This is a genomic window from Kribbella sp. NBC_00359 (genome assembly GCF_036097425.1).
In the GTDB taxonomy this organism is placed as follows: domain Bacteria; phylum Actinomycetota; class Actinomycetes; order Propionibacteriales; family Kribbellaceae; genus Kribbella.
The window spans coordinates 2,473,534-2,486,733 of sequence record NZ_CP107975.1 but is presented as its reverse complement, the minus strand read 5'-3'; the positions used below and the strand labels follow the sequence as shown (position 1 = coordinate 2,486,733).

Here is a 13,200-nt window from a genome sequence, read left to right as displayed (position 1 = left end):
GGCACACCAAGGCCACGGCATCCCTGTGCCATCACGAGCCGGGTGAGGCACCGGGGCAGCCCTACTCTGCGGCTACCGCGGTCGAGCCACCCCGAGCGGGCTTCGCGCGCAGATAGGTGAGGCCGCCGTACGTATACATCGACACGCCGAGCGCGGCCATCGCCACGATCACGACCCACGGCCACGGCGCCGGCACGTAGAGGGCGAGGAACCACGACTTGGTGTCATGGTTGCCGGTCAGCAGGAAGATCGCCGGGACGACGGCCTGCGGGAACAAGGGGATCGCGGCGAAACCCAGGCAGAAGCCGGCCGTGGTCCGACGCCAGCGCGGGAGCTTCTCGAGGTTGGACCGCTTGATCTCCCCGATCACGGATCGGCCGTGCCTGAGCAGCGTGAGCAACTCCGGACCCCGGCGATCGAGCCGTCGGGCCGCCAGCCGGCCGAAGTACCACCACGCCAGTACGCCGGACAGGACACCGATCGGCACGCCCCACCACGACCAGGCCAGTGCGGCGACGAGCGCCGGCCCCGCGGTCAGCGACACCAGCACGAGCATCAGGTAGACGATGCCCATCGTCTCGCCCTCGTTCTCGCCGGCGTTGAGAGGATTGCCGGACCGCTTGTGCGCATCGGTCGTCGGTACGGCGGCGTACACCGAGCAGGCGACCACGAGACCGGCCGCGCCACCGAGGATGGCCGGCAGCACGCTGAGCACGAGCGGCCAGGCGCTGGCGTAACCCGACCACCAGGTCAGCAGCAGTGTGATCAGCAGAGTGGGCGGACCGAAGACGAGAAGGAACGCGCGCTGCCGTGCCCGCACATCGGGCCGGGCCGAGCCCGGAATCATCAGCGTGGTCCACAGCGCCGTACCGTCCGAGCCGTACAGGTTGGAGGACATCGAACCGGCCATCACGACGGCAGCCGGACCGGCCCACGGCAGCATGGCCTTCCAGCCGATCGCGAGAGGCATCAGGCAGAAGAAGAGCCCGTAGCTGATCGCGAAGACAGCCCGGTGACCGTAGAGCAGGTCCCGCGTCCAGGACCGCGTCTCCTTGGCCGCAGCCGCGTCACGTGCGTTGGTCGCGCTCAGCAGCCGTCGGGGTTTGCTGCCCGCACGGCTGCTCGTCGTCCGTCGGACCAGCAGGGCGGACCAAGCCACCAGCATCACGGCGCCGAGTAGCAGCAGACCCGCAAGTGCCACCAGCGCTTGGGGCCAATCGTTGCGCGCCGCCGCCTCGACTGCCACCAGACCCCAGCCGGACGGGGCAATGCGAGCGGCACTCGCCAGAAAGCCTTGCAGGTCGGTGGACACGAAGGCGACGATCAACGCCCACCCCTGCGCGGTGAAGGCCAGGATGAACGCGTTGACCAGCGCCGCGATGACCGCACCCGACCGGACTTGCAGGAGTACGCCGTACACGGCGACGGCGAGCCGGGACGCCAGGACAAAGCAGAACAGTTGGAGTAGCAGCGCGGGTACGGCGATGACTGCTGCCGCGACACTCAACTGCGCACCGACGACCAGCAGGCTGAGTAAGGCGAGCAGGCTGATGACCGGCGCGACGCCGGCCAGCGCGGCGGTCAGGAGGCCGGTGGCCAGCGTGCGCGGCGGGAGCGGCAGCATGCTGAAGTACTCCGGCTTGAGCGTCTCGTCACCACCGCCCGCGAACATCGGCCCGATGATCCAGCCCAGCATCCACACCGCGAGCGCGACGGCCAGGATGTCCGTGTCGCGGGCCGCGACCCAGACGGTGCCGCCGGCGAGCACAAGGCCGACGAATCCACCGCCGACGATCCAGGTCAGCCGGTTCTGGTCCTTGAGCGCGTGCCGGAACGCGGCCAGCCGCATCCGGACCAGCGTGTGCGACGTCGCATAGGTCAGGCCGACAGCCACGACAGTCCCTCCGCGCCCCGGGTGGACGCTCCGACCAGCGCCACGAACGCGTCCTCCAGGCTGCCGCCGGCCCGCACCTCGGAAACGGTGCCTGCAGCAACTACCTTCCCGTCGGCGACGACGGCCACGCGGTCGCACAGCTGCTCGACGAGCGCCATCACGTGACTCGACATCACCACCGAGCCGCCGCCGGCGATGAACCTGTTCAGGATGGTCCGGATCGTCGCCGCCGAGATCGGGTCGACGGCCTCGAACGGTTCGTCGAGGACGAGCAGCCGCGGCGCATGCAGCAACGCGATCGCGAGCCCGAGCTTCTTCCGCATCCCGGTCGAGTAGCCGATCACCTGCTTGTCATCCTCGTGGTCGAGCTCGAGCACCTGGAGGAGTTCCGCCGTACGCGCCTTGACCTCGTCCTCGGGCAGGCCGCGCAGCAGGCCGAGATATGTCAGCACTTCCTGACCGGTCAGCCGCTCCGGCATCCCCAGCCCGTCCGGCAGTACGCCGACCAGCGCCTTCGCCTTCGTCGGCTCCTGCCAGACGTCGGCTCCGAAGATCTTCGCCGTACCGGCATCGGGCCGCAGCAGCCCGACCGCCATCGACAACGACGTCGTCTTGCCGGCTCCGTTCGGCCCCAGCATCCCGAAGAACGATCCCTTGGGGACCGTCAGACTGAGGTTGTCGACCGCCCGCTGGTCGCCGAAAGTCTTGGTCAGCCCGATCAGCTCGAACGCGTGCTCCATAGCCAGCACCTTCTCATCCGCCACCGACCCCAGGCGTCACTCTCCCGACGGATCCGGCCGCTCACCTGCCGGTCGGACCCGCGGTCACCCGTCCGCCGGTTCACGGAGGTCGCAGGTCGACTGGGGCGTCGTCCGCGCGGAGCTCGAGCAGATCATGGCGCTGGCGGCCGAGTTGCGGCTGTGGGTGGTGCTCGGGTCGGAGCCGTCACCGACCCCCGCTCCACCAACGGCGGGTCGCTCTGAGCCCTCAGTTGTCGGCTGACTGGAAGGCCTGGATCTCGTCGAAGTATGCGGCGCGCAGCATCATCGACGCCTGCGGCTCGCCCGCGATGTCGGCGAGCTGCGACCCGAGCAGCGCGGTCATCCCGACCTTGCCCGCGTAGACCTCGTCCTGCTCGCGCAGTTCGACGTACTTCTCCAGTGCATCGACGGCCAACCGGAACGCCGCGACCGGGTCGGCCGAATAGCTCAGCTGGGCGGTGACCGCGGTGAAGAACGCCTCCGCGGCCGGCGCTTCGAGCGCCTCGGACGTCTCCACGGCGTCGGCCACCTCGTCGAGGCCGACCGGTTCACCGCTGGCCAACCGATCGCTGACCAGATAGAGATCGACGACAGCCGACTCCCGCTCCTCCCCGGCGAACGCCGCCCGCACTCTGTTGACCGTCGCCGCGCCGACCGCGCCCGGACCGAAGTACTGCTCGACAAGTTCGTCGAGCGCCGCCTTCTGCTCCGTGGACAGCTGGTGCGCGCGGGCCGCCTCCGCGATCGAGCCGAGCATGTCGGCAGTCGCCTGGCGTTCTCCGGTCGCGATCATGCGCAGCATCCACGCGGTCCAATGGCCGGTGGTGAGGGCTGCCGCCGACGCCTCCGAGGTGAGCAGGTTGCGGAGCATCAGCTTCTGCGCCTGGCGATCGCCGCTGTCGGCGGCCGCGTAGGTGTCGGCGTCGACACCGGCCAGTTCGCCGACATCGATGTAGATGGGCTCGTCGTCAGACATGTGTTTCCTCCCCAATCAGGGCGCGTCGCGCCCCGTCGAGCGGCTCTTCGTCGGCGCTCAACCAGCGGAGCCGACGTTGGGCCGCGTCCAGAACGGTCTTGTTGTCGCCGAACGGCAAGAGGTGCTTGCGCAACTCCACGGCGGCGGCGACCAGGAGATACGAGTCGCCGAGGATGCGTTCGATGGTGCGCGACTGCGCGACGATCACCTCGGCCTTGTGCTCGCGGTCCGCCGCGTCGGCGGTGGCGTGGCGCAACTCGCCGTACGAGCGCACCATCGCTGCCACGATCGCCGCCTGCGAGGTGGACGACAGTTGGTCGACGATCGCCTCGTCGCTTGCGGCGAAGTGGGCCGCGTCGTGTTCGGCGAGCGCCCGGAGGTCGTCGTCGACCGCCTGTGCGAGGTTGGCCGGCAGGCGCGTATCGTCCGCAAGCCCCTCGCGAGCGGCGCGAAGGTGTTCTTCGGTCCCGCTCGCGAGGTACCGCGACGCCCACTCCGACCACGTGCTCGGCTCACTCAGGTGCGGACGGCCGAGGCGCAGGTCGGCAGCGCCGTGCTGGACGAAGCATCCCCAGGCGGCCGGGTGGTAGCCGTCATCGGCGAGGGTCTGGCGCGCCTGCAGCATCGCATCCGTCAGCAGCGCGTCCTTGGCGAAGTAGTACAGCAATGCCGTGAACTCGGCGGCGAGATGGTCCGGGACCATGTAGGCAGCCGCGATCGCGCCTGGTGCTCCGGTCCGGATCAGCGCCGTGACGAACCCGTGCTCCTGACCGGTCCGGAGCTGCCGACTGCGCCCGGCAAGGCAGGCGCTGAGCATGGTGAACGGCGCCGGCGCCGGTCCGATCGCCTCGAATCCACGCGCCGTGAGCCGCTTGCCAGGACCGAGCGGAAGCTCCTCGCCGATCCTGTCGGCGAGTCCGTGGCCGACGTAATGCAGCAGGTCGGCCCCGGCGCCGAGGTCCTGCAGGAGCGTCGAGGGTTCAGGCGCTCGGTGGACACTCGGTGTCATGCCCAGGTCGCTGGCAGCGGCTACGGCCATGCTCGTCTCCGCGTCGGCGTGGACGAGCGCGTCCTCGGCTCTGACGACGATCGCCGTGCCGGTCGGCCGGGCGTTCACCAGGTTGCGGGACAGCGAAAGGTTCAGGTCGCGGAGCGCCGGCGAGCGAACGATTCGCTTGCGGAGGCCGAGGTACGTCGTGCCGTCATGGAGGATCTCGATCGGCAGTTCGCCGAGGTCCGTACTGCTGTCCATCACCACCGCGAGCACCCGGGCGCCGTCGATGTGCGCGCGGAGCTCGGGATCGAGCGCCTGCCACATCGCCTGACAGGCCTGCACATGGCGGGGACTCGGCGGGCTCGAGGCAGGGATCGCCCGATTCGAGAGGCGGTCGGTCGCCAGTCGCTGCTCGGCGATGAGGTCGCCGACCACCGCGGCCGCGTCCCGATCGAGAAGCTGGACCGCCACGCTGCTCCCAGAGAGTGAAACCAGGAGGACGGCATCCGGCACGGACTCGACGACGAGCACCCCGGTCGCTGTACTCGTCAACCGCTCGAGCAGCACAGTGATCTCGGAGTGGAACGCCGCGTCCGGTCGCCGCTCCATCGCCTGCGTGACGCTGCAGAACTTGCCTTCCTCCTCCTTGAGCGCGAACACGAGATGCAGGAAGCGGACAACGGCGCGGGCGTCGGCCGGGTCCAACCGCGCCGTCTCCAGCTTCAGCCAGAGCCGGTAGACGACGTCGAGGCCCTGCCGGACATCGAGATCCGATCCGCCGGCGGTCGACTCTGTCAGTACCTCCTCGTACCGGCAGGCGAGGTCGGCCAACTCCTCGATCAGGCCGTCTTCCCGCCCCAGTTGGTACTTCGTGAACGCGACGGCGTAGCGAGTTCGGAGCGCCGCCTCGACGGGTCCGCCCACACCGATCTCCGCTGCCGAGGTGAACGCCTCCAGTGCATCCTCGAGTTGTCCCAGCTTGGCGTGCTGGTTGCCCGCGTTGAACGTCAACTGGCCTCGGAGGTTGGAGATCTCGGGCTGGTCGGCGTACCCGTCGAGACGCTGCAAGCCGTCCTGCAACACAGCCAAGGCGCGGGCCGAGTCGTCGCACCGGTCGTAGACGTCTCCGAGCCTGAGCGCGAACCGAGCCCGGAGGAGGCCCTGCCCGGCCTCGGGTGTGAACCGCTCGATCCAGCCGAGGTAGTCGTTGGCGACCTCGTCGGCCAGGTCGACGCGATGCACATCGGCAAGGAGGCCGAGGACGAGGCCGGAGCTCCGCTGGAACTCGATCACGAGGTGGTCCTCGAGCCAGGCGGCAAAGACCTCGGCGTCGCTGAGCTTCGGCGGTGGATCCGGCGAGGACAGGACGGCGAGCAGCGCACGCGCCGCGGGCAGGATGACGTCGGCGCTCGGTCCGTTCGCCAGTCCGAGCCAGCGCTCCCAGGCGGCCCGCGCCGGGCCGATCGCTTCGCGAGGCTCGTCGAGTGCGACCCAGCACCTCGTCTCGCCGGCGAGCAGCTCGGCAGCGGCAACCGGATCGGGCGTCGAACTGTCCAGCGCGCGAGCCTCCGCGAGCCATTGCAACGCCTGGCGCGGACGCCCCTGTCCCATCGCCCGCTCCGCTTCGGCCCAGCGCCGGAACACCCGCTCGAGCAGCAGGCCGTCGTCATCGGGCGGTACGCCGCCGAGCCCCGGGCGCGTGCAGTACTGGTGCAGGAGCACCTCGAACGCAGCCATCTAGGACCGCCCCCAGAACGGGAAGTCCTTTCGCCGGCCGATCAGCTCGTAGCCCACGAAGTTCGCGCGCCCTGGAAACGTGTACGACGCCTCACACCGGCTGCGGACCTCGCGGTTCATCGCGACACCGGGGACCAGTCCGCCCAGCGACAGCCCCGGGATCTGAAGGGTGACCTCCAGCTCCGCTTCCCGGGTGAACTCGACGGTCACGCGCTCGGTCACACCCTTGTCGTCCGAGGTCAGATCCCACCCGATGCCCGCCGGATGCGCTCGGGGCGGTCGACGAGCGGCGTCGGTGAAGCAGAGGGCGCAGGGCTGCAAGGGCTCGAGGTAGGAGTTGGTGACCGCTTCGACGTCCACCCGGAGGTCCTCGGGAGCATCGGCGCCGCGGCCGCGGAACGTCCGGAGCCGGACGTCGATCCACGCGCCGAGCGCGAAGCACCGGTCTCGCGTGCCGAGGTCGCGCTCGGCTCCGAAGGTGAACTTTCGCCCGGACCCACCGCCCAGGCCCATCACCTTCAGCTGCACCGCCGCATGCTGTGTCCCGGCGACTTCGAGCTGGAGCTGGCCGGTTCCCCCTGGCGGGACGTGGAAGGCCAGCCACTCGAGCTTGGTCGAGTGCGTGCCCAGATCGTCGACCAGTTGCACGCCGCGGAACTGTTCGAGCAGGTCGCGCAGGATCCCCCGGTCGCCCGCCTTCCCGACCTCCTGCTCGTCGAGCTGCTGCTCGAGCGCGGCCGCAGCCGCTTCGTCGTCCTGGTCCGCCAGGCGTTCGACGGCCGCGGCCATCCCCTCCAGCGGCGCGTCGTCCAGGATGACGAATCCACCCTCACGGTCCATCGCCCCTCCCACCACGCGGACGGACCATTCTCATAAATCAACGCACGGATCGATCAGCGAGACAAGGCGCCGGACCCGGTCCGGCCACCGGACTCGACATGTGAGTGAACACACCCCCGGGAATGCGAAAAGTCCCGGTCATCGACCGGGACTTTTGGTGCGCGAGGGGGGAGTTGAACCCCCACGCCCTTTCGGGCACACGGACCTGAACCGTGCGCGTCTGCCTATTCCGCCACCCGCGCGCTGGGCGCTTCGAGAACTCTCAGCGACCGGAAGGAACAGTAGCACGGGTTGTGCCGGAGCTTCACATTGCGGGTTAGGTCGAACCTCCCGATACGATCGATCGTCGTACCCGGTGTGTCCGCCTCGACCGGTGGACGAGTTTTTGGCGTACCGACATGGAGGAGGAGGCGTGCGACCGCTGCAGCGCTTCGAGCGACGCCTGGAGGGCATTGTGAGCGGTGTCTTCGCGCGTGCGTTCAAGGGCGACGTCGAGCCGATCGAGCTGGCGGCGGCGCTCAAGCGTGAGATCGACAACACCGCGCGGATCCTGTCCCGGGACCGGCGGCTGGTGCCGAATCACTTCACCATCGAGCTCGGCCCGGGCGACTTCGAACGCCTGAACGCCTACGGCCGGACCCTCAACACCGAGCTTGCGAACGAGCTGCGCGACCACGCCGACATCCAGCGGTACACGTTCTCCGGGCCGATCGAGATCGAGCTGACCCAGCAGGACGAGCTGCCGACCGGTAAGTTCCGGGTGGTCAGTGCCACGGTCGGGACGCCGCAACGGCGGCAGCCCCCGGCCTACGAGCAGCAGCCCTACCAGCAGGAGCCCTACGTGCCGCCGAGCGACGGCCAGACGGTCATGCACAGCACCCCGCCCCCGCAGCAGCAGCCCCCGCGCCGCGGGCACCCGCAGGTGATGCTCGAGGTGAACGGCCGGCGCCGCCCGGTCAACCCGCCCGGCGTCGTGCTCGGCCGCGGCACCGACGCGGACATCCAGATCAACGACCCCGGTGTGTCCCGGCGGCACGCGGAGATCCGGCTGATGCCGGAAGGCCCGGGCGGGATCCGGGTGGTCCTGGTCGATCTGGGCTCCACCAACGGGACCCTGGTGAACGGCCGGCGCAGCACCGAGGCCGAGCTGGTCGACGGCTCGACCGTGCGGATCGGCAACACGACGATGACGCTGCGTCTGGCGGACGAGCCGATCGCCCAGCCGCCGAGCAGCGGGTGGTGACTGAACCTCCATGTCGGAACTGACCCTGACCCTGATCAAACTGGGGTTCCTGGCCCTGTTGTGGATGTTCGTCCTCGCGGTGCTGTCCGTGATCAGGTCCGACCTGTTCGGTGCGAAGGTGGACAGCCGGGCCGCGGCCGCCGTCGTACCGCAGAACACCCGGACGCCGAAGACCACCAAGCCGGTGAAGAAACGCAAGGGGCTGCCCGGCTCGGTGACGATCGCGGACGGCCCCCAGGCCGGGGTCGGAGCGACCCTGGTCGACGAGCCGGTGATCATCGGTCGCGGCTCGGACTGTCAGATCCGGCTGGATGACGACTACTCTTCCACCCGGCACGCGCGGCTGTTCCAGTCCGAGGGGCAGTGGTGGGTCGAGGACCTCGGCTCCACCAACGGCACGTACCTGGACGGCCAGCGGGTGACCCGCCCGGTGCCGGCCGAGATCGGCGGCTCGATCCGGATCGGCCGGACGACGCTGAACATCGCGAAGTAGGCCTGCCTCGATGACCCTGTCGCTCGACTACGCAGCACTGTCCGATGTCGGACGAGTGCGGCGCAACAACGAGGATTCGGCGTACGCCGGTCCGCACCTGCTGCTGCTCGCCGACGGGATGGGCGGTGCGGCGGCCGGTGAGGTGGCCAGCGCGGCGGCGGTCCAGGTGATCCGGCGGCTGGACACGAACGAGATCAGCGGCGACGACATGATCGAGGCGCTGGCCGGCGCGGTGCACCGGGCGAACGAGCGGCTGTCCGAGCTGGTCGAGGAGGACCCCGAACGCGAGGGGATGGGTTCGACCGTCACCGCGCTGATGTTCGACGGGCAGCGACTCGGCCTGGCACATCTCGGCGACTCCCGCGCGTACCGGATGCGGGACGGGGTGCTCTATCAGCTGAGCCACGACCACACCTTCGTGCAGTCGCTGGTCGACGAGGGCCGGATCTCCCAGGAGGAGGCCTTCACCCACCCGCACCGCAACCTGATCCTGCGGGTGCTGGACGGCCGGCCGGACTCCGATCCCGACCTGGAGATCGTCGACGTCCGGGCCGGCGACCGGCTGCTGCTGTGCAGCGACGGCCTGCCCGACTACGTGAGCGACGAGGTGATCGCGGCCTCGATGGCCGACGGTACGCCGGACTCCGTCGTGGTGGAGCTGATCACCCACGCCCTCGAGGCCGGGTCCAACGACAACGTCACGTGTGTCGTGGCGGACGTGGTCGAGACCGAGCCGTCGAGCGGCATCACACCACAGCTCGTCGGCGCCGCCGCGGAGCTGGCGCAAGGCGGGACCGGCCGCGCCGAGCCGACGATCGGCGTACGCGTCGGGGACGGCTCCGACGGCGGTGGTCACACCGCCGGGCTCGACCCGGAAGAGCTGCGGTACGCGCCGCGGCCCCCGAAGCGCTTCCCGTGGTTGCGGCGGATCGCCGTACTGGTCATCGTCCTCGGCCTGATCGGTGGCGGCGCCTGGTTCGCCTACAGCTGGACGCAGAAGCAGTACTACGTCGGCACCGACGGCGACTACGTGGCGATCTTCAAGGGTGTGGAAGCCGACATCCCGGGACTGACGCTGTCGAACGTGTACGAGCGGCAGACACTGCAGGTGGACAAGCTGCCGACGTACAGCCGGGAGCAGGTGGAGAGCAACATCCAGGCCGACAACCTGGCCGGCGCGCGGACGATCGTCAGCGAGTTGCAGCGGACCGCCGACGAGTGTGCCAAGCCGAAGCCGACCCCGACGCCCAAGCCGAGCACGCCGCCGGTGTCGAAACCGCCGGTGTCCACGCCGCCCAAACCGCCGGCGACGATTCCTGCCACGCATCCGTCCACCACGCCGTCCACGACACCGAGTGCACCGGTCGACCCCGACGACTGTGACGGGGTTCGATGAGCATCGCCTCGACCTCGGTCATCCAGATCATCCCGCGCACCCGGCGCGGGGTGGAGTTGCTCCTGCTCATCATCGCGATCGGCGTCTCCGTCGCCGCGTACGTGAACATCGGCATCACCGTGCAGGACAAGGTGCCGGCCAGCACCGGGTACTACGCCGCCGGCATCGGGCTGCTCGCCCTGATCGCCCACCTCGCGCTGCGCTACCGAGCGCCGTACGCCGATCCCGTCCTGCTGCCGTGTGCCGTGCTGCTCAACGGGCTCGGTGTCGCGATGATCCACCGCATCGACCTCGGCCTGGCCGCGGTCGCCGAAGCGAACGGCCGGACCCCGAAGCCGGCGGCCGCGCCGCAGCAGATCACCTGGACCGCGGTCGGGGTCGTGCTGTTCCTCGTGGTGATCCTCGTGATCAGAGATCACCGCCGCCTGCAGGCCTTCACCTACACCGCCGGGCTGGCCGGTCTGGTGCTGCTCGTGCTGCCGCTGATCCCGGGCCTCGGCGTCGACCTGAACGGCGCCCGGATCTGGATCCGGCTGGCCGGCATGTCGTTCCAGCCCGGTGAGTTCGCGAAAATCTGCCTGGTCGTGTTCTTCGCCGGCTATCTGGTGGTCAAACGCGACGTGCTGACACTGGCCGGGCACCGGTTCCTCGGGCTCGACCTGCCGCGGGCGCGTGACCTGGGGCCGATCCTGATCGCCTGGTTCGTCAGCTTGGGCGTCCTGGTGTTCGAGAGTGACCTCGGGTCATCCCTTCTGTTCTTCGGCCTGTTCCTGTTCCTCCTGTACGTGGCGACCGAGCGAGCCGGCTGGCTGATCATCGGTGGCCTGCTGTTCATCGGCGGTGCGTACTTCGCCTATGTGGCGTTCGGCCACGTGCACAAGCGGATCACCGACTGGCTGGACCCGTTCTCGATCGATGGCGGTCAGGTGGCCAACGGCCTGATGGGTCAGGCCTGGGGCGGCATCCTCGGCCGCGGCCTCGGCCAGGGCCGGCCGGAGATCACCCTGTACGCGAACAGCGACATGATCATCTCCTCGTTCGCCGAGGAGCTGGGCCTGACCGGGCTGATCGCGATCATCCTGATCTACACGCTGATCATCGAACGCGGCCTGCGGACCGCGCTCGGCTGCCGGGACGTCTTCGGCAAGCTGTTGGCGACCGGTCTGGCGATGTCGTTCGCGCTGCAGGTGTTCGTGATCGTCGGCGGTGTCACCGGGCTGATCCCGCTGACCGGTCTGGCCACGCCGTTCATGGCCCTGGGTGGTACGTCGCTGGTCGCGAACTGGGCGATCATCGCGCTGCTGCTGCGGATCAGTGACCAGGCCCGGCGGCCGCAGACCCCGGCCGCTCCCGTGTCCGACGAAACGATCGCCATGGCGGTGCAGAAGCAGTGAACTCAGCGATCCGACGACTGGCCGTGGCGGCGATCATCCTGATGCTCGCGCTGATGGCGAACTCGACGTACCTGCAGGCCTTCCGGGCCAACGACCTGAACGGCCGCAACGACAACCGCCGGGTGCGCGACTCGCAGTTCTCGGTCAACCGCGGCCCGATCCTGATCGGGAGTACGCCGGTCGCCCAGAGCAAACCGTCGAACGACCGGTTCAAGTTCCAGCGCACCTACGCCTCCGGGAAGGTCTACGCGCCCGTCACCGGGTTCTACTCCTACAAGTACGGCCGGTCCGGGATCGAGCTGAGCCAGAACTCGGAGCTGAACGGCTCCGACCCGTCGATGGCGTTCCGCCGGATCATCGACGTGATCAGCAACCGCCCCCAGCAGGGCGGCAGTGTGACGCTGACGCTGAACGCCGCGGCCCAGCAGGCGGCGTACTCCGGACTCGCCGGGAAGACCGGCGCGGTGGTGGCGATCGAGCCGAAGACCGGCCGGATCCTCGCGATGGCGACGATGCCGTCGTACGACCCGAACGAGCTGGCCAGCCACGACCTGGCCAAGGTGGACGCGGCCTGGAAGCGGCTCACCGAGGACCCGGCGCAGCCGATGCTGAACCGTGCGGTCCGGCAGACGTACCCGCCGGGCTCGACGTTCAAGCTGGTCACCGCGGCCGCGGCGCTGTCGAGCGGCAAGTACACGCCCGAGACCAAGGTGAACTCGCCGGCCGAGCTGCCGCTGCCGCAGACCACCACCCCGCTGGTCAACGAGGACAACAAGAACTGCGGTGGCAGCAACAACGCGACCCTGACGATCGCCCTGCGGTACTCCTGCAACACCGCGTTCGGCTCGGTCGGCCTGGACCTCGGTCCGGACGTGCTCCGCGAGCAGGCGGCCAAGTTCGGCTTCGGCGAGCGGCAGCTGCCCGAGTTGTCCGGCGTGGCCAGCCAGTTCCCCGGCGACCCGAACCCGCCGCAGACCGCGCAGTCCGCGATCGGGCAGTTCGACGTCCGGGCCACCCCGCTGCAGATGGCGATGGTCGCGGCCGGGATCGCGAACAAGGGCGAGGTGATGAAGCCCTACCTGGTCCAGAACGTGAAGACCGCGGACCTGAAGACGGTGTCGGAGACCAAGCCGGAGTCACTGCACCAGGCGATCAGTCCGGGCGTCGCGGCCCAGTTGACCGCGATGATGGTCGACGTGGTGAACAACGGCACCGGCCGGCCCGGTCGGATCGACGGCGTCCAGGTGGCCGGCAAGACCGGTACGGCGCAGACGTCGAAGGAGCGCCCGCCGTTCGCCTGGTTCACCGCGTTCGCGCCGGCCAACGACCCGAAGGTCGCGGTGGCGGTACTGATCGAGGACGCGAACATCCCCCGCAACGACATCGCCGGCGGCACCTTGGCGGCACCGATCGCCAAGAAGGTGATGGAGGCGGTGCTGGGGCAATGAGCACGATACGGAATGATGCGGTCA

The 13,200-nt window shown here is 69.3% G+C and carries 10 protein-coding genes and 1 tRNA gene; 5 read left to right on the top strand and 6 right to left on the bottom strand.

Annotation, left to right across the window (positions count from 1 at the left end; translation table 11 throughout):
• Positions 1 to 61: 61 nt before the first annotated feature.
• The 6 genes from OG876_RS12205 to OG876_RS12180 all read right to left on the bottom strand — a co-directional run bounded on the left by OG876_RS12205 (position 62) and on the right by OG876_RS12180 (position 7,444).
• Complete coding sequence (locus tag OG876_RS12205) at positions 62 to 1,894, bottom strand: hypothetical protein (RefSeq protein WP_328524929.1); 1,833 nt, start codon at positions 1,892 to 1,894, stop codon at positions 62 to 64.
• A complete protein-coding gene (locus OG876_RS12200; protein ID WP_328524928.1) occupies positions 1,879 to 2,634 on the bottom strand; it encodes an ABC transporter ATP-binding protein in 756 nt (251 codons plus the stop codon). The genes OG876_RS12205 and OG876_RS12200 overlap by 16 nt, the downstream gene beginning before the upstream one ends.
• A 247-nt stretch (positions 2,635 to 2,881) precedes the next feature.
• On the bottom strand, positions 2,882 to 3,631 hold the full coding sequence (locus OG876_RS12195) for a hypothetical protein (protein ID WP_328524927.1): 750 nt from the start codon (positions 3,629 to 3,631) through the stop codon (positions 2,882 to 2,884).
• The gene (locus tag OG876_RS12190; RefSeq protein WP_328524926.1) at positions 3,624 to 6,362 is read right to left on the bottom strand and encodes a CHAT domain-containing protein; all 2,739 of its coding nucleotides are present in this window, start codon (positions 6,360 to 6,362) and stop codon (positions 3,624 to 3,626) included. The genes OG876_RS12195 and OG876_RS12190 overlap by 8 nt, the downstream gene beginning before the upstream one ends.
• Positions 6,363 to 7,202 (bottom strand): hypothetical protein, encoded by an 840-nt coding sequence (locus OG876_RS12185; protein ID WP_328524925.1) that lies wholly within the window; start codon positions 7,200 to 7,202, stop codon positions 6,363 to 6,365.
• Positions 7,203 to 7,357: 155 nt separating this feature from the next.
• Positions 7,358 to 7,444, bottom strand: a tRNA-Leu gene (locus OG876_RS12180).
• 170 nt (positions 7,445 to 7,614) lie between these two features.
• On the opposite strand from OG876_RS12180, the gene OG876_RS12175 reads away from it, so the two are divergent.
• From OG876_RS12175 to OG876_RS12155, 5 genes are read left to right on the top strand one after another with little or no spacing between them, the layout of a single operon-like run.
• Entirely contained in the window at positions 7,615 to 8,445 is an 831-nt protein-coding gene (locus tag OG876_RS12175; protein WP_328524924.1) for a DUF3662 and FHA domain-containing protein, read from the top strand.
• 10 nt (positions 8,446 to 8,455) lie between these two features.
• Entirely contained in the window at positions 8,456 to 8,938 is a 483-nt protein-coding gene (locus OG876_RS12170) for an FHA domain-containing protein FhaB/FipA (RefSeq protein WP_328524923.1), read from the top strand.
• 10 nt (positions 8,939 to 8,948) lie between these two features.
• On the top strand, positions 8,949 to 10,334 hold the full coding sequence (locus tag OG876_RS12165) for a PP2C family protein-serine/threonine phosphatase (protein ID WP_328524922.1): 1,386 nt from the start codon (positions 8,949 to 8,951) through the stop codon (positions 10,332 to 10,334).
• On the top strand, positions 10,331 to 11,728 hold the full coding sequence (locus tag OG876_RS12160; RefSeq protein ID WP_328524921.1) for an FtsW/RodA/SpoVE family cell cycle protein: 1,398 nt from the start codon (positions 10,331 to 10,333) through the stop codon (positions 11,726 to 11,728). Before OG876_RS12165 ends, OG876_RS12160 begins: the two co-directional genes overlap by 4 nt.
• The gene (locus OG876_RS12155; RefSeq protein ID WP_328524920.1) at positions 11,725 to 13,176 is read left to right on the top strand and encodes a peptidoglycan D,D-transpeptidase FtsI family protein; all 1,452 of its coding nucleotides are present in this window, start codon (positions 11,725 to 11,727) and stop codon (positions 13,174 to 13,176) included. Before OG876_RS12160 ends, OG876_RS12155 begins: the two co-directional genes overlap by 4 nt.
• Positions 13,177 to 13,200 lie beyond the last annotated feature (24 nt).